At 65.3% G+C, this 20,501-nt stretch carries 22 protein-coding genes; 10 read left to right on the top strand and 12 right to left on the bottom strand.

All coding sequences use genetic code 11. The features are described from left to right. From ACNJ7E_RS02025 to ACNJ7E_RS02035, 3 genes are all read left to right on the top strand, one after another. On the top strand, positions 1-689 hold a 689-nt coding region (locus tag ACNJ7E_RS02025), incomplete at its 5' end, for an amidohydrolase family protein (RefSeq protein ID WP_418338960.1). A gap of 12 nt (positions 690-701) precedes the next feature. Continuing rightward, positions 702-920 carry a hypothetical protein gene (locus tag ACNJ7E_RS02030; protein ID WP_418338961.1) on the top strand — a complete coding sequence of 73 codons (219 nt, stop codon included), beginning with the start codon at positions 702-704 and terminating at the stop codon, positions 918-920. A gap of 102 nt (positions 921-1,022) precedes the next feature. Continuing rightward, positions 1,023-1,817 (top strand): SDR family NAD(P)-dependent oxidoreductase, encoded by a 795-nt coding sequence (locus tag ACNJ7E_RS02035; RefSeq protein ID WP_418338962.1) that lies wholly within the window; start codon positions 1,023-1,025, stop codon positions 1,815-1,817. 23 nt (positions 1,818-1,840) lie between these two features. On the opposite strand, the gene ACNJ7E_RS02040 is transcribed toward ACNJ7E_RS02035, so the two are convergent. Then, positions 1,841-2,440 (bottom strand): cysteine hydrolase family protein, encoded by a 600-nt coding sequence (locus ACNJ7E_RS02040; protein WP_016881634.1) that lies wholly within the window; start codon positions 2,438-2,440, stop codon positions 1,841-1,843. 288 nt (positions 2,441-2,728) lie between these two features. On the opposite strand from ACNJ7E_RS02040, the gene ACNJ7E_RS02045 reads away from it, so the two are divergent. The 4 genes from ACNJ7E_RS02045 to ACNJ7E_RS02060 are packed head-to-tail and all read left to right on the top strand — an operon-like array spanning position 2,729 to position 6,238. Next, on the top strand, positions 2,729-3,982 hold the full coding sequence (locus tag ACNJ7E_RS02045) for a cytochrome P450 (protein WP_005569380.1): 1,254 nt from the start codon (positions 2,729-2,731) through the stop codon (positions 3,980-3,982). Between the two features lie 22 nt (positions 3,983-4,004). Next, positions 4,005-4,829 carry an enoyl-CoA hydratase/isomerase family protein gene (locus ACNJ7E_RS02050; protein ID WP_015890815.1) on the top strand — a complete coding sequence of 275 codons (825 nt, stop codon included), beginning with the start codon at positions 4,005-4,007 and terminating at the stop codon, positions 4,827-4,829. A gap of 5 nt (positions 4,830-4,834) precedes the next feature. Further along, a complete protein-coding gene (locus tag ACNJ7E_RS02055; protein WP_051004139.1) occupies positions 4,835-5,275 on the top strand; it encodes a Zn-ribbon domain-containing OB-fold protein in 441 nt (146 codons plus the stop codon). A gap of 39 nt (positions 5,276-5,314) precedes the next feature. Continuing rightward, positions 5,315-6,238 (top strand): SDR family NAD(P)-dependent oxidoreductase, encoded by a 924-nt coding sequence (locus ACNJ7E_RS02060; RefSeq protein ID WP_016881632.1) that lies wholly within the window; start codon positions 5,315-5,317, stop codon positions 6,236-6,238. 60 nt (positions 6,239-6,298) lie between these two features. Here ACNJ7E_RS02060 and ACNJ7E_RS02065 read toward each other — a convergent pair whose 3' ends face one another. Genes ACNJ7E_RS02065 through ACNJ7E_RS02075 form a run of 3 tightly spaced genes read right to left on the bottom strand, consistent with a single transcriptional unit; the run spans position 6,299 to position 10,040 of the window. Beyond that, on the bottom strand, positions 6,299-8,431 hold the full coding sequence (locus ACNJ7E_RS02065) for an acyl-CoA dehydrogenase family protein (RefSeq protein ID WP_418338964.1): 2,133 nt from the start codon (positions 8,429-8,431) through the stop codon (positions 6,299-6,301). Positions 8,432-8,458: 27 nt separating this feature from the next. After that, positions 8,459-9,292, bottom strand: a complete 834-nt coding sequence (locus ACNJ7E_RS02070) for an enoyl-CoA hydratase (protein ID WP_016881630.1) — start codon at positions 9,290-9,292, stop codon at positions 8,459-8,461. Continuing rightward, complete coding sequence (locus tag ACNJ7E_RS02075) at positions 9,279-10,040, bottom strand: FadR/GntR family transcriptional regulator (RefSeq protein WP_237724002.1); 762 nt, start codon at positions 10,038-10,040, stop codon at positions 9,279-9,281. Before ACNJ7E_RS02075 ends, ACNJ7E_RS02070 begins: the two co-directional genes overlap by 14 nt. Positions 10,041-10,181: 141 nt before the next feature. On the opposite strand from ACNJ7E_RS02075, the gene ACNJ7E_RS02080 reads away from it, so the two are divergent. The 3 genes from ACNJ7E_RS02080 to ACNJ7E_RS02090 all read left to right on the top strand — a co-directional run bounded on the left by ACNJ7E_RS02080 (position 10,182) and on the right by ACNJ7E_RS02090 (position 12,851). Then, a complete protein-coding gene (locus ACNJ7E_RS02080; RefSeq protein WP_016881628.1) occupies positions 10,182-11,237 on the top strand; it encodes a TIGR03617 family F420-dependent LLM class oxidoreductase in 1,056 nt (351 codons plus the stop codon). Between the two features lie 707 nt (positions 11,238-11,944). Further along, entirely contained in the window at positions 11,945-12,256 is a 312-nt protein-coding gene (locus ACNJ7E_RS02085) for a DUF2889 domain-containing protein (protein WP_418338965.1), read from the top strand. A 10-nt stretch (positions 12,257-12,266) separates the two neighbouring features. Then, a complete protein-coding gene (locus tag ACNJ7E_RS02090) occupies positions 12,267-12,851 on the top strand; it encodes a nuclear transport factor 2 family protein (protein WP_037196559.1) in 585 nt (194 codons plus the stop codon). Positions 12,852-12,863: 12 nt separating this feature from the next. On the opposite strand, the gene ACNJ7E_RS02095 is transcribed toward ACNJ7E_RS02090, so the two are convergent. From ACNJ7E_RS02095 to hpaH, 8 genes are all read right to left on the bottom strand, one after another. Continuing rightward, positions 12,864-13,058, bottom strand: coding sequence for a ferredoxin (locus ACNJ7E_RS02095; RefSeq protein ID WP_015890824.1), 195 nt, complete (start codon positions 13,056-13,058; stop codon positions 12,864-12,866). A gap of 60 nt (positions 13,059-13,118) precedes the next feature. Beyond that, positions 13,119-13,850 carry a tyrosine-protein phosphatase gene (locus ACNJ7E_RS02100; protein WP_016881625.1) on the bottom strand — a complete coding sequence of 244 codons (732 nt, stop codon included), beginning with the start codon at positions 13,848-13,850 and terminating at the stop codon, positions 13,119-13,121. Continuing rightward, a complete protein-coding gene (locus ACNJ7E_RS02105) occupies positions 13,847-15,397 on the bottom strand; it encodes a class I adenylate-forming enzyme family protein (RefSeq protein WP_418339023.1) in 1,551 nt (516 codons plus the stop codon). The genes ACNJ7E_RS02100 and ACNJ7E_RS02105 overlap by 4 nt, the downstream gene beginning before the upstream one ends. Before the next feature lie 41 nt (positions 15,398-15,438). Next, positions 15,439-16,590, bottom strand: a complete 1,152-nt coding sequence (locus ACNJ7E_RS02110) for an acetyl-CoA acetyltransferase (RefSeq protein WP_418338966.1) — start codon at positions 16,588-16,590, stop codon at positions 15,439-15,441. Continuing rightward, positions 16,587-17,615: an acyl-CoA dehydrogenase family protein gene (locus ACNJ7E_RS02115; protein ID WP_016881622.1), complete on the bottom strand. Its 1,029-nt coding sequence runs from the start codon at positions 17,613-17,615 to the stop codon at positions 16,587-16,589. Before ACNJ7E_RS02115 ends, ACNJ7E_RS02110 begins: the two co-directional genes overlap by 4 nt. 15 nt (positions 17,616-17,630) lie before the next feature. Next, positions 17,631-18,803 (bottom strand): acyl-CoA dehydrogenase family protein, encoded by a 1,173-nt coding sequence (locus ACNJ7E_RS02120; RefSeq protein WP_005573266.1) that lies wholly within the window; start codon positions 18,801-18,803, stop codon positions 17,631-17,633. A 69-nt stretch (positions 18,804-18,872) separates the two neighbouring features. Then, entirely contained in the window at positions 18,873-19,664 is a 792-nt protein-coding gene (locus ACNJ7E_RS02125; protein WP_418338968.1) for an aldolase/citrate lyase family protein, read from the bottom strand. After that, on the bottom strand, positions 19,664-20,494 hold the full coding sequence (gene hpaH / locus ACNJ7E_RS02130) for a 2-oxo-hept-4-ene-1,7-dioate hydratase (RefSeq protein WP_418338970.1): 831 nt from the start codon (positions 20,492-20,494) through the stop codon (positions 19,664-19,666). The genes ACNJ7E_RS02125 and hpaH overlap by 1 nt, the downstream gene beginning before the upstream one ends. Positions 20,495-20,501 lie beyond the last annotated feature (7 nt).

Genomic DNA, 20,501 nt, shown 5'->3' on the forward strand with positions numbered 1-20,501 from the left:
TGATCATTTTGCCGCTGTGGGATCCGCAGGAAGCGGCCAGGGAGATCTACCGCTGCGCGGCGAAGGGTGCGAAGGCGATCACGTTCCCCGAGAACACCGTCGGGCTCGGGTTGCCGTCGTTCTACACCGATTTCTGGGATCCGGTCTTCCGCGCCGCGGAGGAGACGAAGATGCCGCTGTGCATGCATTTCGGCTCCTCGGGTAAGGCGCCGATCACTTCTCCGGAGGCGCCGATGGCGGTGATGATCGCGTTGTTCGGTACCAACTCGATGGACGCGACCGCGGATCTGTTGTTCTCGCCGGTGTTCTACAAGTTCCCGAATCTGAAGGTTGCGCTGTCCGAGGGTGGTATCGGGTGGATGCCGTACCTGCTCGAGCGGATCGACCTGACGTGGGAGAAGCACCGCTGGTATCAGAACGTGAACAAGGAGGTGCGTCCGTCGGATCTGTTCCGCGAGCATATGTACGGTTGCTTCATCGACGACTTCGAGGGTGTCGCCCGTCGCCACCAGATCGGTATCGACAACATCATGTGGGAGTGCGACTACCCGCACTCGGATTCGAACTGGCCCAACAGCCGGCAGTACACCACCAAACTGCTCCAGGATGTTCCCGACGACGAAGCGCACAAGATCGTCGAACTGAACGCCCGCAGGCTCTACAACTTCCCCCGCATCGACAGAAAGTGACGGGATTTGATCATGGCCCACGAGAAGGACATCGACGCGGCAGACTGGACCGACCAGGATCTCCTGACCCGCGACGAAGCCGGTGAACGCCTCGACGACGAGATCGAGACGACACGCCACCGGCTCACCGAGTTGAAATCCCAGTCCGGCGATGACCCGAATCATGCCTCCGCTCTGGACATGGTCGATCGCCGCCTGGCGGCCATGGAGAATCTTCGCGATTCTCTGTAGATCGCGCTCAGGCCGTTCCGGTTCCACCGGAACGGCCTTCTGCGTCTCGGGCGCGCGTTCGAGACTTCGACACGACACACACGGTGAAAGGTGAGCACGGGCATGGGAGCACGACTCGAAGGAAAGGTGGCGTTGGTCACCGGCTCGACCAGAGGTATCGGCCGTTCGATCGCGGAACTCTTCGCATCGGAGGGGGCGAAGGTGGCGGTCACCGGCCGCACCGCGGACCGCGGCCGAAAAGTGGTCGACCGAATCCGGGACGCCGGTGGTGCAGCGGAGTTCTTCCCGCTCGACGTGACGTCGGAGGACAGTGTGCGCGACGTGGTGGCAGCTACCGCAGCGCATTTCGGCACTCTCACGACACTGGTGAACAATGCTGCGCCCACCGATGCTGTCGCGAGTACCGTCAAGCCGCTGCACGAGTACTCGACGGACGAGTGGCAGCGAATCATGACGGGAACGTTGACGGGCAACGTGTTCTGGGCATCGAAGTACGCGTGGCCCCATCTTGCGCGTGCCGAGGGTGCCTCGATTCTCAACATCTCCTCGGGGCAGTCTCTCGCCGGATTCAAGGGCTTCGGGGCGTACGGTGCCGCAAAGGCCGGAGTGAACAGCCTGACCCGATCACTGGCGGTGGAGGGCAGTGCCGACGGCATTCGGGCCAACTGCATCCTCGTGGGACGGGTGGTGTCGTCGCGGGGCGACTCGGGTCATCACACAGGTGGTGGACGCTTGACCCGTATCGGAAATCCGATGGATATCGCTCATGCCGCAACCTGGTTGGTCTCGGACGAGGCGGCGTTTTCCACCGGCGCGTTGGTGACGATCGACGGCGGATTCTCGATCAACGGCGACGCCGCCACCGATGCCGAGAATCTGGCCTCGGTGGCGGGCTGAACCTTCTGGCAGGGCAGGGCAGGTCAGTTCGGTAGCCGGTCGATCACGTCCGCTGCCGTACTGACCCGTGTCAACACGGTGAGCAGATTCGCCACCATGAAGGTGTGTACCTCGTCCGACGAACCCGCCGTACAGTCTTCTGCAAGGATGACGTCGAAGCCGCGATTCACGGCTTCGAGGGCAAGTCCCGGAAGTGCGATGTTCGTGGAAACGCCTGCCAGCACCAGGGTTTCCACCTTCTGCAACCGCAGCATCGCGTCGAGGTTCGTTCCGTAGAACGCCGTCAGTCCGGTGGCTCGACTGCTCACGATGTCGCTCGGTTCGGGGCCCAGTTCGTGCGGGATCTCGACATCGATACTGCCCGTGCTCATCCCGCGGCTCCGCAGTGCCATCGTCCCGAGATACGAGTTGGGCAGCATCCCCTTCTGGTCCTGGCGATGTTCGATGACGCAGTGGAACACCGGCAGCCCGCGGGCGCGGAAAGCCTGCGCAAGCTGCGCTGTGCGTGGCACCACGCCGCGTCGCGCGACCTCGTGTGCAAGTCCCGGCGAGACCGACCTCCCGGGTTCCAGAATCCCGTGCTGGCATTCGCTGATGACCAGCGCCGCTGAACTGATCGGCATGGGAAGGGCTCGAGATGGTTGTGATGACTGGGGCGACACGTCGACTCCGTTCGAGAATGAATGGTATCAAGGTGACGATATAGCCAGTTGCTACTCGGCGATAGTCAAGCAGTGTGGATCAACGCGCTGGTAGTGGTGGTTGCCAATTAGTGACACTAATGCCAGAATCGGGTGAGCGAGTAACCCGGTCACGGAGTGGGGTGCGCGACCATCCCAGTCCGACTCGGCCGTCGGCCGAAGGTGCCGTGCGGCGCGGGTCCCCACTTACGAAGAATCGAGGCGGTGCCAATGATTGAAACCGACGAGGTCGCGTCCACTCGACTGAACGACCTCACATGGTGGCAGAACGGGGCGGCAGAACGTGATGCGTTGTTCGCAGGCCTGCGCCGCGACAATCCGCGTGCATTCGTCCCGCTGCCGGGTCGGGCGGGTGACGGAGAGAAGGGCTTCTGGGCCCTGACCCGTCACGCGGACGTGCTCGAGGTCAGCCGCCGGCCCGACGATTTCTGCTCGGGTGAGGGTACGCAGATCTTCGACCAGCCGCAGAAGCTCCGCGAGTATCGCGGCTCGATCATCGACATGGACAACCCCGAGCATGCCCGCATGCGCAAGATAGTCTCCCGCGGTTTCACGAACAAGAGCCTCGAGGGTATCCGGAGAGAGGTCGAGACCACCGTCCGGGAGATCCTCGACGAGATGCCGTCATCGGGGGAGTGCGACTTCGTCAGCGACTTCGCGGCATTGCTGCCCCTCCGCATCATCGACAATCTCCTGGGCATACCTCGTGAGCACGAGAAGTTCATTCTCGAGGCCACCAACACCATTCTCGGTGCGAGCGATGCCGAGTACATCGAGGATCAATCCGCGGCCGGTATCGGCAAGGCTGTGACCGCGGCCAGCGAAGGGCTCATCGACCTACTGCGATCGCTGTCGGAAGAGCGAATCGCACATCCCAAGGACGACCTGATCACCAAACTCGTGGCGGCGGAGGGCGAGAATCTCACTCCCCAGGAGATGGCCAAGTTCTTCATTCTGCTCGTGGGCGCGGGCAACGAGACGACCCGCAACGTCATCACACACGGACTTTTCGTACTCACGAGAAACCCGGACCAGCGCGACATCTGGATGGCGGACTACGATCGCCTGGCGCCGGCAGCCATCGAGGAATTGCTGCGGTGGGCCAGTCCCGTAGTGCACATGCGCCGCACGGTGACGCGAGACGGTGTCCGCCTGGGAGAGCAGGTGTTTTCTCAGGGCGACAAGGTGGTGTTGTGGTACAACTCCGCCAATCGTGACGAGTCCGTGTTCGTAGATCCGTTCACGTTCGATATTTCCCGCAACCCCAATCCGCATCTCGCGTTCGGTGCTCCCGGACCGCACTTCTGCCTGGGTGCACACCTCGCGCGACTCGAACTCGACGTCGCGTTCCGGGAACTGTTCCGGCGGTACCCGGATATTCGGGCGGTGGGGGAGCCTGCGGTGCTGCGGTCGAACTTCTTGAACGGCATCAAACATCTCGACGCGCACTACACAGTCAAGTGACGACAATTCGCGAGGAGAAACAGTGACCGAGACGATCGCCGAGCGGGACGTCGGCACATCCGTTCTGCACCGGGTGGAACAAGGGGTCATGACGATCACCTTGAACCGACCGGATGCGGCCAACGCCATCAGGCCGGACGACCGCGACCTGCTGATCGAGTTGTTTGCCGAAGCGGATGTGAATACCGATGTCCGAGTGGTCCTGCTGAAAGCGAACGGACGGCACTTCTGCGCAGGTGCAGACGTGGTGAAACTCGCTGACGGGCATGCGAAGAACGTCAAACGGGTGACCGCGCCGATGCGCACGATCATGAACGGAGCGCAACGCCTGGTGGCATCAGTGCTCGATTGTGGCAAGCCGGTGGTCACCGTCGTACAGGGCGCCGCGGCAGGCATCGGGGCTCACCTCGCCTATGCGTCGGACCTGGTGATCGCGACTGAGCAGGCCTACTTCGCAGAGTCCTTCGTCAAGCGTGGGTTGGTGGTGGACGGCGGCGGCGCGTACCTGCTGCCGCGCAGGATCGGCATGCAGAAGGCCAAGGAGATGGTCTTCTTCGGCGAGAAGCTTCCGGCTCGGGAGGCACTGTCTCTGGGCCTGGTCAACCGCGTCGTTCCGGTGGACGAACTGGATTCGGCAGTGGACGATTTCGTCGGTCGACTGGCTGCTGCGCCCACCAGTGCGATCGCGCTGACGAAACGACTCTTCAACGACTCGCCGGACGGCGACCGAGCCGGCGCCTTCACCGAGGAGGCCATGGCGCAGGAGATCCAGTCCTACTCGCACGATGCGGGCGAGGGCGTACGTGCATTCGTGGAGAAGCGCTCCGCGGACTTCGTAGGGTGGTGACCAGCATGCCTGACCAGACTTCCGCAGCCCCGGCCGAGAAGCCGCGCGCCGACATCCCGACCATCGAGAACGAGAGCCGCCCGTACTGGGACGCGGCGAAGGGCGGTCGCCTCCTCATCGCACAATGTAACGCCTGCGGGAAAGTCCACCATTATCCGCGTCCGTTCTGCCCGCGCTGCTGGAGTGAGGACGTCGTCCAGGTGGAGGCGAGCGGGCGAGGAACCCTGTACACCTATTCCACCGTGTACGTGAACGATCTGCATCCGTTCAAAGGAAGGCTGCCCTACGTCGCGGCGATCGTAGAACTCGAGGAAGGGCCGCGACTGATGACCAACATCGAAGGTTGCGAACCCTCCGATCTCGAAGTGGGTATGCCGGTGCAGGTGGACTTTCGGGCGATCACCGAAGACATCGATGCCACGGTGTTCCGTCCTGCCGGTGTGTAGACGCACGGGCCATTCGACAATTGCAAGGAGACACTCACAATGAGCGGATTGCTCGACGGTAAGGTCGCGCTGGTCACGGGCTCGGGCCACGGCATCGGTCGTGGGCACGCCCTGGAACTTGCCAAGCATGGCGCGACGGTGATCGTCAACGACCTCGGGACCTCGATCGACGGGGAGGGCACCGGAAAGGTCGCCGACGAGGTCGTGCAGATCATCAAAGATCGTGGCGGCGAGGCAATTTCCGACTTCAGCGACGTCGGCGACGAAGAACGGGTCGACTGGCTGGTCGAACGTGCGTATTCGGAGCTCGGACGGCTCGACATCGTGGTCAACAACGCGGGCATCGTCCGTGACCGGGCGATCTGGAACATGAGCGCGGACGATTTCGATCTCGTCATGCGTGTGCACGTGCGAGGTAGCTGGCTGACCAGCCGCGCGGTGGCCCGCAAGTGGCGGGAGGAATCCAAGGCGTCGGGTTCCAAGGTCTACGGCCGGATCATCAACACCACGTCCGGTGCCGGCCTGCTCGGACACTTCGGCCAATCGAACTACGGTGCTGCCAAGGCCGCCATCGTCGGTCTGACCCAGACGCTCAGCCTCGAGCTCGCGTCGATCGGTGCGACGGTCAACGCGATCAGCCCCGGTGGCCGCACTCGGATGTCCGCCACCATGGCCGGCGCCGACGCCCCGATCGAACCGGACGAGCGCGACGAGGACGAGTTCGATCCGAAGGATCCGTCCCTCGGCTCACCCGTGGTCGCCTGGCTCGCCAGCCCGGAGGCGGGGCATGTGAGCGGGCAGGTCATCAAGGCGCTCGGCGAGAACATTCAGTGGCTCCAGGGCTGGACACCGGTCTCCACGGTCTCCAACGGCGGGAAACGCTGGGACGCGAACAAGCTCGGCGCAGTCATGGGCACGGACGTCTTCCGGACCCGGGCCGCAGGACTGCGATTCGGCGGATAGCCGCAGAGTCGAAATTGATGAACGGCCTCGGTCCCTCGGGACCGAGGCCGTTCACGTGTTTCAGGTCAGTATCGGGTCTCGCGGAAGTCCCAGGATGCGTTCGGCGATGTGATTGCGCATCACCTCGGAGCTGCCCCCGGCGATCGTGAGGCAGCGGGCGAACAGATACGACTCCTCTACCACCGGAAGCTCGCCGGTCGTTGCGGCCAACCCGCCCAGACGCATACCGAGGTCCGTGATCTTCTGGGAGTGTTCGGCTTTGACGAGCTTGGACAGGGCTGCTTCCGGACCGGGGTCGACCCCCTGCACGGCGCGTGAGGCCTGCCGGACGTTGAGCAGTCGGAGCGCGTGGCCTTCGGCCAGCAGTTCACCGACCTCGCGGAGGTCCTCGTTCGCGGCCATTGCGAGAAGATCGGTCGCGGCGAGAGGAACGGATCCCGCACCGGCTCCGATCGACACCCTCTCGTTGCCGAAGGTCGCTCGCGCGACCTTCCACCCTGCTCCTACCTCGCCGAGAACGTCGGAATCCGGCACGAAGACGTCGTCGAGAAATACCTCGTTGAAGCCGGCCTGGCCGGTGAGTTCACGGATGGGGCGCACGTCGACACCCTCCGCTGCGAGATCGACGGCCATCATCGTGATGCCGGTGTGCTTCGGTGCACGAGGGTCGGTACGGACGGTCGCGATTCCCCAATCGGATTCGTGGGCGAGACTCGTCCAGATCTTCTGCCCGGTGACGCGCCACCCGCCCTCGACCCGGACCGCCGATGTGCGGATCGCAGCGGCGTCGGAGCCTGCCCCGGGCTCGCTGAAGAGCTGGCACCATTGGGTCTCGCCGAGCAGCACCGACTTCACCCACCGTCGCTGCTGGTCGGGGGTCCCCGACTCCGAGATGGTGAGAGCAATCCATCCAGTGATCGACAGGTCGGGAACCGGTGTGGTGCGGAACGCCTCTTCGATGACGAGTTGTTGGACCGGATCGGCTGCCAGACCCCACGGCTTCTTCCAGTGCGGCACGAGATATCCGCTGTCGACCAGGAACGCGCGCTGCCGATCCTCGGGGAGCGATTGCCATTGATCGCGGGCCTTTCGCGCCGCCGTCCGGTATTCCTGCGCCTCGGGCGGAAGGTCGAGCGTGAGACGGGGCGTCGGGTCGGCGCGGTACCCCTCCGCGACTGCGCGTGCGGCACTACCGCATTCGGCGACGAAAGACTGGAGGGATTCGGCTCGGCGCAGGTACAGATGAGCATCGTGGTCCCACGTGAATCCGATACCGCCGTGCAACTGGATGTTCGTCCGGGCGCAGAAGATTTGCGCGCGGCGCGCGTATGTCGCGGCGACGGCTGCCGCGAGGCCGGCTCGGTCGGGGTCGGTGATACGCGCAGCATCCCAGGTGGCGGCCACGGTGAGTTCGGCGTCGAGCAGCATGTTCGCGAGGTGGTGCTTCACGGCCTGAAAAGTGCCGATCGGACGACCGAACTGAACTCGCTCCAGGGCATACCGCTTCGACATCTCGACGCAAGCGAGAGTACTGCCGAGGGCTTCGGCCGATGCCAGCGTGCGCAGCCGCGTCCGGGCCGCGGACGCTGCACCGGGCAGGACGGTGACCGCCGACATGGGGACCTTCCGTGCGGTCACACGCCCGATCTGCCGCGTGGGATCGAGTCCGGGCAGGATCTCCACGGCCAGACCGTCGGCGTCGGCGTCGACTACGAGGACGTCCTCGTGCGAGAGAAGGAGGAGAACGTCGGCGAAGCCAGGGGTGAGCACTCCCTCGGATCGGCCCTCGAGTCCCTGGTGGTCGACAACCCAGGTGCCACCGGAACCGAATCCCGCGACCACGGAACCGTCGGCGAGTCCAGGAAGGAGCTTTTGCCTCAGTTCATCGGTTCCGTGGTCGCACAGAATCGCGGACGCCAGCACGGTGGGCAGGAACGGACCGGGCACCAGACCGTGCCCCGTCGCTTCGAGAACGACACACAACTCGGCGATGCCGTATCCGGAGCCTCCGTAACTGTCGGGCAGGTGCAGGCCCATCCATCCGAGTTCCGCCATCGCCTCCCAGAACGGCGGAAGGGACTTGTTCGATGTGTCCAGCGACTCCCGGGCGGTGGCCAACGAACCGTGACGGGACAGGAAGGCCGTGGCGGCGTCGGCGAGTTGGCGGTGTTCGTCGGTGATTGCCAGAGCCATGGGTGGCTCCTTTCGATTCGGCCGATCCTATTCGGCGGGTGAGGAATTGCGTGCCTGGCCACGTCCGTGAGCGACGACGTCCGCCGTGCGCCCTGCGACGGCGGACGCGGCGGCCGACCAGGAGCGGTTCAGGGCGGCTTCCCGGTGGACGGCATCGGCGGTACCATCGGCCGACACCGCGTCGTACAGTTTCCACACTGCGTCGAGTGTGGGCTTGTCGGCCGCCGAGAATGCATCGGCCACGGCCCACCCACGGTCGGCCAACTCGCGGTCGTCGACGATCTCGTTCACCAGGCCCCAGGACAGCGCGGTGCGGGCGTCGATATAGCAGCCAGTGGCACTCATCTGGCGAGCACGACGAACTCCGACCGCCTCGGCGAGTCGAGCCGTCAGACCTCCACCAGGGACGATGCCCACCCGGCAATGGGTATCGGCGAATCGGGCGGACTCGCCCGCGATCAGGAAGTCGCATGCGAGAGCCAGCTCGAACCCTCCTGTCACTGCGGGGCCGCTGACGAGACCGATGACCGGCGTCACGAGTTCGGCGACGTAGGTGATGCAGTTGCCGTCCGTCGCATCTGCGCCGTCGAAGCCGCTCTCGGCGAGATCCCTCAGGTCGACGCCGGAGCAGAAGGCTCCGCCGGCGCCGGTGAGCAGGACAACCGTGACGGTGGGATCGGCGTCGGACGCGCGGAGGGCGTGCACCAGTTCGGCGCTGAGGGATCTGCTCAACGCGTTGCGCACCCTCGGCCGGTTGAGTGTGAGCATGCGCACGCTGCCGCGTTGCTCGACGACGACAAGGTTGCCGCTGTCCTCGTCGGGGTCGGATGTGCGGGGGATCGCGTTGTCACTGTCGGTCATCGCTCGTGGCCTCTGCTTCGGTATCGGTGAATGTCGGTGTCCGGTCCGCCGACACGGCCTGTCGCCGCGTCATGGCACGGATGCGTCGGCGCACGTTGCGCTGCGCGGCAAGCGCGTCCCCCGCGATGATCGCGTCGACCAGTTCGACGTTCCGCTCGTGGATCCACCGACGTTCCGCCTCTGTCGGGCTGACGCCGTGGATGCGGGCAAGGTTGTTGCCGATGTGCATGAACAACTCGAGGACGGGATTACCTGTCAGGCGGGCGATCTCCGTGTGCACGGTGACAGCCTGCGCACGCAGGTCGTCCGAGCGGGATTCCTCGGCCAGCACCTGACGGAGTCTGTCGACTCCCGCGGGATCGATCGTTGCGGACAACTGCGCTGCTGCGGCGGTCTCCAACGTCTCCATCGTCTCGAACAGGTCTGCGGCAGCAAAACCCGCGTACTCGAGGTACAGCGAGGCGTGGTCGAGCACAGCGGACCGCTCGGGTGCGGTCACGACGAGGCCGCCGCCCGGTCCGCGGCGGGGCTTCGCGACGTGCCGGCTCTCCAGGATCCGGCACGCTTCCCGGATGACCGAACGTCCCACTTCGAACCGTGCCATCAGGCTGGTCTCGGATCCGAGTGCCTCACCCACCCGCCACCCGGCTGCGACGATCTCGTCCTCGATCGCCCGCGCCACATCCGCGGCTCGGGGACGCGGTGGCCCGTCACTGGTGGACGCAGTCTCGTCTTCTGATCGTGCCATGTACCCTCCTGGGCAATTCCGTGGACTGAATAGAAGGTATCTGCTCTAATCATCAGAGGGAAGAGGCGAGACTCTCCCAATTTCGTTCACCTAATACACTGCTCGGTCCGAGCAGAGTTGCCGTCTCCCGTCTGGAGTGACATGAAATCCGAAGTCTGTGGGCGTCCGTCGTTCGATGTGGTCGTCGACCCGGGAACCGGACGCGCCGCCGAGATTGCTCACCGCGCCGAGAACGTCGGGTTCGGCGGCTTCTTCCTCGGTGAAACCAGCCATGATCCCTTGCTTCTCCTGGCCGCGGCGTCGCAGACGACGTCGACGATGACGCTCGGGACGAGTATCTACGTCGCGTTCGCGAGAACACCGATGGTGACCGCGGTCGCGGCCAACGACGTGCAGGCGCTCTCACACGGACGGCTCCGGCTCGGTCTCGGGAGTCAGGTGAAGCCGCACATCACCCGGCGGTTCAGCATGCCGTGGTCGCGGCCCGCGGCACGGATGCGCGAATACGTACAGGCACTGCACGCCATCTGGGACGCGTGGGAGACCGGTTCGCCGTTGGATTTCGACGGGGAGTTCTACCAGCACACCCTGATGACACCGATGTTCGATCCCGGGCCGAATCCGTTCGGGCGCCCACCCGTCCAACTCGCCGGTGTCGGAGAGGCGATGTCACGCGTGGCAGGAGAGGTCGCAGACGGATTTCTCGTGCATTCCTTCGTCACCGACCGCTACCTTGCCGAGGTCGTACTACCCAGTGTGCAAGAAGGATTGTCGTGTTCGGGCCGGCCCCGAAGGGATTTCACCATCGGGGTCACTCCAATGGTGGCGTGCGGTACCACCGCGGACGAGATCGCGGCAGCCCGCGACCACGTGCGCGGGCAGATCGCCTTCTACGGATCCACGCCCGCCTATCGGGGCGTGCTCGATCTGCACGGATGGGCCGGACTTCACGAGAAGTTGTATGCACTGTCGAAAGCGGGGGAGTGGGACGTCATGCGAAGCCTGATCGACGACGACGTTCTCGCAGCGTTCGCCGTCGTGGGTTCCGTGGAGGAGGTCGCGGACGCGCTGGTCGCGCGGTGGGGAGCGGTGTCCGATCACATCAGCGTCGCCGCGCGTTCGAGCGACAGTCTCGCGGGATGGCGATCGGTCTTGAAAAACACTGAGGCACAAGATATCAATGACGTACATGACTGAGAATATTCTGGTCCCGGAGCACGGTATCCACGCACCGTCGACCAGCACGCCTGCGCGCCGCCCGTGTTCGGTCCGTCGCACGACGTCTGTGGACATCGAACGCCCACGGGGACACTCCGACCTTCTCCAACTCCGCGGGGCCGGAGTCGATGTCGTGACGGACAAGGCAGGGGAGTGGTCGCGAACCGGCGGGGGCGCCGTCGATGTCGACGTCGACCTTGGCCGAGGTCGCACCGTCACGGACATCGCCGACGGCGCCGCGGCGGCCGACCTCACACCACTGATCGGTCTCTCCGCAGCGTCAGGGTTTCGCAAAGCGGTGAGGGATTGCCTCGCACCTCACCATCAGGGCAGCGTCGTCGCGAGACTACTGGACGACGTCCCGGTGGCGACCGTCATCTCGGGATATGCACTGACCCGCGAACTCTCCGCAGAGGAGCAGCGGCGCCTCGGTGGTCGCGGCGCCCTCGCACGGGCCGACTACTGTGCCGGGTTCGCAACCGGGGGAACGATGATGACGGGCGTCGCGCGAGACGGAGCACCTCCCCTCGTCAACGGCCCGCAGGCGCCGGACCTCGTCCGGGTGGGCGCGGGCTGGCACCCTATGAGTGAACTTCGGCCGGGGTCGATGCGACGCATTCGGCGGATCGACGTGAGTGTGGTCGATGACGCGGAACTGTCGGTAGACGCGATGTTCCGCGACACCCGTGAACGCCGCCGGGATCGAAACCGTGGTGCACGAGTACGGGACCGACGTTCTGGTCGACTCACGCACGTTGACGGTGCAGCGGTTGACCGTCACTCCGCGGGTCCTGCCCTGGCCGGAATGCCCTGGTGCGGTGGCCGGCGCGCAACGCCTCGTCGGGCGCAAGGTCACGGAGATCGAGCGCCTGGTCGGCTCGGACTTCCACGGTGTCGGATCCTGCACCCACCTGAACGACCTACTGCGATCGCTCGGTGACGTCTCCCCGCTCGCGGTACTTCTCCCCGGCCCCGACAATTCTTCCGCGCACGTCTGAAAGGCAACACATGACCAGATATGACCGAACCGAAGTGGAGGGCGCCTTCCGGCACTACTTCACTGTGGGCCCCATTTCGGAGAACTGGGACGCGATGGCGCAGCTGTTCACCGACGACGGTATCTACCGAGATCACTTCTACGGCATGTTCACCGGGCCCTCGGAGATCTCGCGCTATCTCGAGGGCACCATGGGTGCCGCCCCGCATGTGTACAACCCGCTCGTCTGGTACACGATCGACGACGATCGGGTGGTGTACAAACTGGTCAACCGCGCCGACAATCCGGAACCGGGTGCACCAGCCCTCGGTTTCGACTCACTACAGGTACTCACGTATGCGGGCCGGGGAAAGTGGTCCGCGCAGGAGGACTGGTGGGTGATGTACGAGATGAAGAAGTTCGCCGCCGAGTTCCGCGAGGCGTCGTCGAAATTTCCGATGCCGGATTCCCCACTCAGTCGGCGTGATTGGGGCGACTGGGTCGATTGGGCACGTCCGGCCGAGGGGCATGTGGCGCACCCGTCCTGGATGGACAGAGACGGTTTCACACCCATCTCCGGACGGGCCGATATCGACTTCGGTACTCGTAACAGCTGACCTCATACCGATTCAGCTGCGTAGCAGCTTGATCGCACTCATCGGGCAGGCCGAGGCGCCGGACTCGGCCTGCCCGATCTGCGACTCCGCCACATCGAAATCGGTGGAGGCGGCGAATCCGTCGTCGTCGAGTTCATAGAGGTCCGGTTCGGTGGCGGCGCACATACCGTGGCCTTCGCATTGCTCGAGTTCGATGTGGACCTTCATGGCGTTACCTTTCGTCAGTGTGTGTGAGTCGGGTGAGGGACTGTCCATCGCGGGGTGACATCAGGCACGCAGTCGGTACCGCCACGCCCGCAGGTCGTCTCGGTCGGCACCGTGATCGACGAGCCAGCCGTCCGGACCGGTGCGCCACCCCTGTAGCCGGTCGACGACTGCGGTGATGGCTTCTTCCGGTGTGAGCAACCACTTCTCGTCCACGACGGGACGATGCTGACCCGCGTGCGACCGGGCCGTCCACCGTCGGCGGAGGTCGTTCATGTTCCCGGCCGTCACAAGATAGTCTGCGATCACTTCGGAGGGCTCGACTCCTGCACCGAGAAGAAGCGAGGCGACCACGACGCCGGTGCGGTCCTTGCCTGCCGCGCAGTGCACGAGAATCGGGCCGTCCGCCCTGGCCACGAGCGCGAGCAGACCGGCCACGCGGTCGGGTACGGTATCGAGGATCTGCAAGTACAGTGCGGTGAGATCCGGTGGACGACGGTCGGTCGGTGCCGCAGCATCGTGCAGAGGCCGGTGGTGGGAGACCGTCGGTTGCGTCCATTCGAAATGTGCGCGATCGCGTTCGGCGGTCGAGCGCAGATCCACGACCGCGACGGGTGGCCACGGTGCAACATGTTCGGGTAGCGAGTCCCCGGAGTAGGGTGCATCGCTGCGGTAGAGGATTCCGGTGCGGGTGGTACCGCCGTCGGTGAGACGCAGACCGCCGACATCGCGCAGGTTCGCGAGGCGGTCGGTGGTCACGGTCTCGTGCAGGAGCGCTTCGTGTTCGTCGATCACGCCCGAGGTCCCTTCTCTGTGTTTCGCCGGGTCGGCGGGTGCGCGTCGACGAGTTCCCGCAACCGGACCCGGTCGGTCTTCGACATGGCGGTCAGCGGAATCTCGTCGACGAGCACGAGGTGATCGGGTGCCTTGTAGTCCGCGAGTCGCGTGGTGATCCACGCGCGGAGTTCCGGCAACGACGGTGCCTTGGTGGGAGACACGGGAACGACGAACGCGACTCCTATCTCCCCGATCACCGGAGCGGAGTACCCGATCACCGCTGCGTCCCGGACCTCCGGGTGCTCGGCGAGCACTTGTTCGACCTCGACGGGGTGGACGTTGAAGCCGCCGCGAATGTAGAGGTCTCCGGTCCGGCCGGCCAGGACCACGTTGCCTTCTTCGGTCAGCATCCCCAGGTCGCCGGTGACGAAGTAGCCGTCGGCGTCGAAGGCTTCCCTGGTGCGCTCGGGGGCGTTCCAGTAGCCCCGCATCACGCAGCCGCCCTTCACGCGAATGCGTCCGATCTCCCCGTTGGGCAGCTCGGCGCCGTCCTCGCGGGTGACCCGGATCGTCATCCCGGTCTGGGGACGGCCGACAGTCCGGAACTGCACCGACGGCGGATCTGTGGGCTCGGTGCCACAGACGGTGGGAGATTCGGTCATGGCGTATCGAACGACGAGGGGAACCCCGATCAGTGCGGCGGTCTTCTCGACCAGTTCGGGCGAGGCGGGCGCGCTTGCGACGACGCCCACGCGAAGGTGCGGCAGGGATTCACGGTTCACGCCGGGTTCGTCGAGCAGCTTTGCCCATTGGGTGGGGACTCCTCCACCGACCGTGATCCGCTCGTCCTTCAGCGCCGCGAACATTTTCGCGGCCGACCACGGAACGGGGGAGATGACTACGGTCGTTCCCCAGATCAGTTGGTCCCAGAGTTTCGACATGAAACCTGCGTGCGGGAACGGCGTCGACGACAGTCGGCGGTCGTAGGGGGCGCTCATGATGCCGGACGCCATCGCGGACGCTGCGAGATTGTCGGAATCGAACCATGCCCCCTTGGGGAGGCCGGTCGTTCCACTCGTGAAAATGATCGAGACAGGGTCGCTGCGGGTGAGGACCACACCGGGTAGTGCGTCGTCAGCGCGTCCCTCGGCAGCGACGAGTTCCGAACGGGGCAGGACGGCGATCCCCTCGGGAACTTCGGGCAGGCCCGCATCGAAGTCGCGGATCACGAGCGCAGGCGTGACGCCGAGCAGGATCGAGTCGGTCTCGCGTGGGCCGAGTCGCGGATTCAAGCCGGTGGTGACGGCACCCAGAAACGCTGCGGCACAATAGCAGACCGCATAGTCGATGCCCGAAGGCAACATCAGTGCGACGACGTCACCCTTGCGTACCCCACGCTCTGCCAGATGGATGGCGAGTCGGCGGGCCCGGCCGATCCACTGTGCGAAACCGATTCGCGTGCCGTCCTGTTCCACATACGCATCTCGGCCGCCGTGTATCCGAGCCGCCGCCTCGAGCAATGCCCGCGTGTTGGCGAATTCGCCCACGACCGGTGGCCCGGTCACCGCGGTGGGAGCGGCTGGACCGCCGACCGTCGCAGACACGGTCACGGTGCTTCTGATCCGAGGAGCACCGTGCCGCTCGAGCAGAACCAACCCCCGGTGCCGCTGACGCAGGCGATCTTCGCGTTCTCCACCTGCCGCGGGCCGCATTCTCCGCGCAGCTGCCTGGCGGCCTCGACGATCAGGAACAGTCCGCGCTGACCGGGATGGCAGGCGGACAGTCCGCCGCCGTCGGTATTCGTGGGGAGTTCGCCGCCCAGCCGCAGCGTGCCCTTCTCGACGAAGGCGCCGCCCTCACCCTTCTCGCAGAAACCGAGGTCTTCCATGGTGAGCATCAGCATGTAGCTGAACGCATCGTAGACCTCGGCGATGTCGACGTCCGTGGGCGTCAACCCCGCGCGTTCGAACGCCAGCGGCCCGGTGATCGATGCCGGCCCGACGGTCATGTCGTCCCACTGGCTGGTGAGCATGTGTGACGTGGCCTCGCCGGTGCCCAGTACCCACACCGGTTCGGAACGAAGGTCCTTCACTCGGTCCTCGGCCACGAGAACCGCCGCGGCGCCGCCGTCCGAGCGGATGCAGCAGTGCAGTTTTGTGAACGGATCGGCGATCATGGGGCCGGAGAGCACGTCGTCGATGGTGATGGGGTCGCGATAGTACGCTTCCTCGTTGTCCTTGGCGTTGAACCGTGCGGACACTGCCACTTCGGCGAGTTGCTCGATCGTCGTGCCGTACTGGTGCATGTGCCGTCGGGCCGCCATCGCGTACTTCGACACGAGCGTGTGGCCGTAGGGCGCATCCCACTGCAACGGTCCTCGCGAACCCCAGTTGATGTTCGCGGTCCGCAGTCCCTTGCGCAGGTCGGCGCGTGCCGTCGAGCCGTACGTCAGCAGGACCACGTCGGCATGACCGGCCGAGATCGCGTCCGCGGCATGGGCGAGCATGACCTCCCACGAGGCCCCGCCCACCGATGTCGAGTCGACCCAGCGAGGCTTCAGGCCGAGATACTCCCCGACATCGGTGGGCGGCAACGTGCCCTGCCCGGTGGAGGCGAGCCCGTCCACGTCCTCGGGGCGCAGTCCCGCGTCGGCGAGGGCCCTGCGACTCGCCTGCCCCATCAGTTCGTAGGCGTTCGTGTCGTCGACCCGTCCCACGTCCGACAACGCGACACCGGCGATGGCAACTCTTCGGCTCACTGCGGTGCTCCTTGCTCCAGAAGTTCGGCCAGCACGTCGGCCGGTTCGTCGAATAGGTGGGTGAGTACGTGCGCCCGCTTGAGGTAGAGGTGCGCGTTGTGCTCGTAGGTGTAACCCATTCCGCCGTGGACCTGGATGCTCGACGCCGCGTTGCCCACGGCTGCCCGGGCGGCGACGGACTTGGCGGAGAGGATCTGGAACAACGCGTCCGCACGCCCCGACTGCAGACTCACCGCAGCGAACAGGGTCTGCGACAGTGCCGCGTCGGCGGCTACCGCCATGTCGGCGCAGGCGTGCTTGATCGCCTGGTTCACGCCGATCGGGCGTCCGAACTGAATTCGCGTTTTCGCGTGCTCGGTTGACAGCCGCAGCGTCGCCTCGGCGAGGCCGGACAGGCCGGCCGCGGTGAGCACCATGGCGCGCATCCAGATCGGGTCCGTCTGGGCGGGCAGCCAGTGCTGCACGCGCCCGCTGGCGACGGTCGACGTCGCGAGCCGGGTTCCCGGGTCCATGGATGTGAGTGGGGTGACGTCCGGGAACTCGGATATCTCGACCAGAGCCGCTCCGTGCTGAGCGACGAGCAGCACGTGGCTGACGCCGACGCAGTCCAGCAGGTCGAACGAGCCCTTGAACCCGTCCTGATCGATGGCGCCGTCCCCGCGCAGTTCGCCGAGTCCGACCATGGCGTCTCCGGACCCGATGCGGTCGGTGAGATCCTGGTCGCCGTGTGCCGCACTGACGCGGGTGGCCAGCGTGGAGGCAAGGAACGGACCTGTTGCAAGGTGCTCGGCCAGGGCCGCGAACAGGAGTACCTCGTCGTCGAGGGGCCGGCCGGAGCCGCCGTGGCTCTCGTCGAGCCCCAGAGTGAGCAGGCCCAGTGCGGCGCCCTCGGCCCACACGCTCCGATCGACCGACGACTCCTCGCGCGCACGCCGCCTGATGTCCTCGATCGGCATGCGGGTGCTGATGAAATCGACTGCTGCGGAGACTAGTTCGAGTTGGTCCTCGGAGGGGAGAAGGTTCATGATCTCTGCTTTCTGTCAGCGCGGAAGGCCGAGGATGCGATCCCCGATGATGTTCCGTTGGATTTCGGACGTTCCGCCGCCGATGGACTGAGAGAAGGAATGGAAGTAGTTTCCGACCCAACCGTGGTGGTCCCATCGCGAGGTTCCGCGGAGGGCTTCGGCGCCGACGATGTCCATTGCCAGCGCGGCAACTTCTTTTGCCAGATCGGCGTAGTGGAGCTTGAGCATCGACCCGCGCGGTCCGGGTGTGTCGGATTGCATGTTCTGGCAGATCCCCACGTAGGTCATCGCCCGCAGTGACGCGACGGAAGATCGGGCGCGCGCCAGCCGCCGGGAGATCTCGTCGTCCGCGATGGCCGGTCGTCGACCGTCCGGTCCGACGTGGTCGCGGGAAAACTCGATGAGGTCCTCGACGACCCCCGCCAGGCGAACCTGGTTGGCGGTGAAGGCGGTTCCGCGCTCGAACGACAACGTCGACATCGCGACACTCCAACCGGAACCGATTTCGCCGACGACATTGCTGACGGGGATCCGGACGTCGTCGTAGAAAACCTCACAGAATTCGGCACCGCCCTCGATGGTCTCGATGGGACGGACGTCGATGCCCGGTGTGTGCATGTCGCAGATCACCCAGGTGATGCCCTGGTGCTTCGACCCCGCATTATCGGTGCGTACCAACAGTTCCTGGTAGTCCGCGCACTTGGCGAAACTGGTCCAGATCTTCTGACCGGTCACCACGAGATGATCGCCGTCGATGACGGCCCTGGTCTTGAGGGAAGCCAGGTCGGAGCCGGCCTCCGGCTCCGAGAACCCCTGGCACCACACGGCATCACCCTGCAGGATCCTCGGCAGGTGGAATGCCTTCTGTTCCTCGGTGGCGCGGGTGATCAGGGTGGGGCCGGCGTGGTTGAGACCGACGAAGCTCGCATCGATTCCGGGCAGTCCCTGGGCCGCGTACTCCTCGTACCAGATCAACTGCTGGAGGAGGGTCAGGCCGCCGCCCCCATACTCTTTCGGCCAGGCGATTCCGGCCCATCCACCTTCCCACTGGGTCTTCTGCCAGGCCATGTCGTATTCGCGAATACCGGCGTCGTCCCGCGGGCGCGGATCACGGGGCTTGTTCTCGACCAGCCACGTACGTACCTGGTCGCGGAACTCCACCTGTTCCTGTGTGAAGTCCAAGTCCATAGGAGACCTTCCATAGCGGCGGATCGCGAAGATCCGCACTCGACCACTCGAGTATAAGTGACAGTATTGTCAGATTAAAGAGTTTGAGGCCGTTTGATGAGGATCGGCCGAATACCGTCGGGCCAGGGCCTCGCTGCCCCGGGCCAGGACGGTCACGTCGGCACCGACGAGGATGAAGCGAGCGCCGGCCGACATGTACCGGCGGGCGATGGTCTCGTTGAAGGCGTTGACGCCGGCGGCCTTGCCGGACGATGCGATGACGGAGATTGCCTTTTCGATCACTTCGACGACCTCGGGGCTCTCCGGCTTCCCGAGGTAACCCATCGAGGCTGCGAGATCTGCGGGGCCGATGAAGACCGCGTCGATTCCGTCGACGGCGAGGATCTCCTCCAGGCAGTCGAGACCCTCCGTCGACTCGACCTGGACGGTGAGGGTGAGGCTCTCGTCTGCGGTAGGCAGATAGTCAGAAATTCGGTTCCACCGTGATGCGCGGGCAAGGGCGCTGCCCACGCCGCGGATGCCCAGCGGGGGATAGCGCGTAGCCGCCACGAGTGCGCGTGCATCCTCTGCCGATTCCACCATCGGCACGATCAGGTTGGTTGCCCCGATGTCGAGGAGCTGCTTGATCGCCACGGGATCGCCGGATGCCGGCCGGACGAGGACCTCGACCGGGTACGCCGCGAGCGTCTGCAGCTGCGCGAGTGTCGAACGAATGTCGTTGGGAACGTGCTCCAGGTCGAGCATGAGCCAGTCGAGCCCTGCGCCGGCGCAGATCTCCGCGCTGTACGCGTTGCCGGATGCGATCCACATGCCGATCTTCGGGCGGTCGGCGCGCAACAGTTCTGCCCATCGGTTCTGCATCAGCCGACTTCCCTCGCAAACGAACAGGAAACCGTTCCCAGCGGCCCGTAGTCGGCGACGAACGTGTCGCCGGGCTCGGCGAAGATCGGGGTGGTGAACGAACCGGCCAGGATCACCTCGCCGGCCCTCAGGGGTACGCCGTGCGGTGCGAGCCGGTTCGCAAGCCACGCCACCCCGTTGCCGGGGTGGTTGAGCACGGCAGCGGCGACGCCCGACTCCTCGATGGAGCCGTTGCGCAGCAACAGAGCGCTCACCCATCTCAGGTCGACGTCCATGGGCTTCACCACCCGGCCACCGAGCACGATTCCCGCGTCCGCGGCGTTGTCCGCGATGGTGTCGACGATGGTGCGGAGATGGCCGGTCTCCGGATCGCTCATCTGTACGCGGGCGTCGAGGATCTCGAGAGCGGGGGTGACGTACTCACTCGCGCTCAGGACGTCGTACAGCGTCACCCCGGGGCCCTTCAGGTCCTCGCCGAGAATGAAGGCGAGTTCCACCTCGATGCGGGGCCGGATGAATCGTCCGGCCGGCACAGTTCCACCGTCGTCGAAGAACATGTCGTCGAAGATCGCGCCGTAATCGGGTTCGGAGATCGAGACCGCACGTTGCATGACCTTGGAGGTGAGGCCGATCTTCCGGCCTCTGACGCTGCGTCCGTCGGCCGCCTTCAGGTCGACGAGCGCCCGCTGAACCGCGTAGGCGTCGTCGATCGTCATCGACGGATACTGCAGGGAGAGTTGGCGAATGGGCACCCGCGTCTTCTCGGCCTCGTAGAGGCGGCGCGCGGTGTCGGCGATCGCCTCCGCGCTCAATGTGTCGGATTCAGGCATGGTGGTT

This window comes from Rhodococcus mengyinensis (assembly GCF_048381435.1).
Taxonomy (GTDB): domain Bacteria; phylum Actinomycetota; class Actinomycetes; order Mycobacteriales; family Mycobacteriaceae; genus Rhodococcus_F; species Rhodococcus_F opacus_D.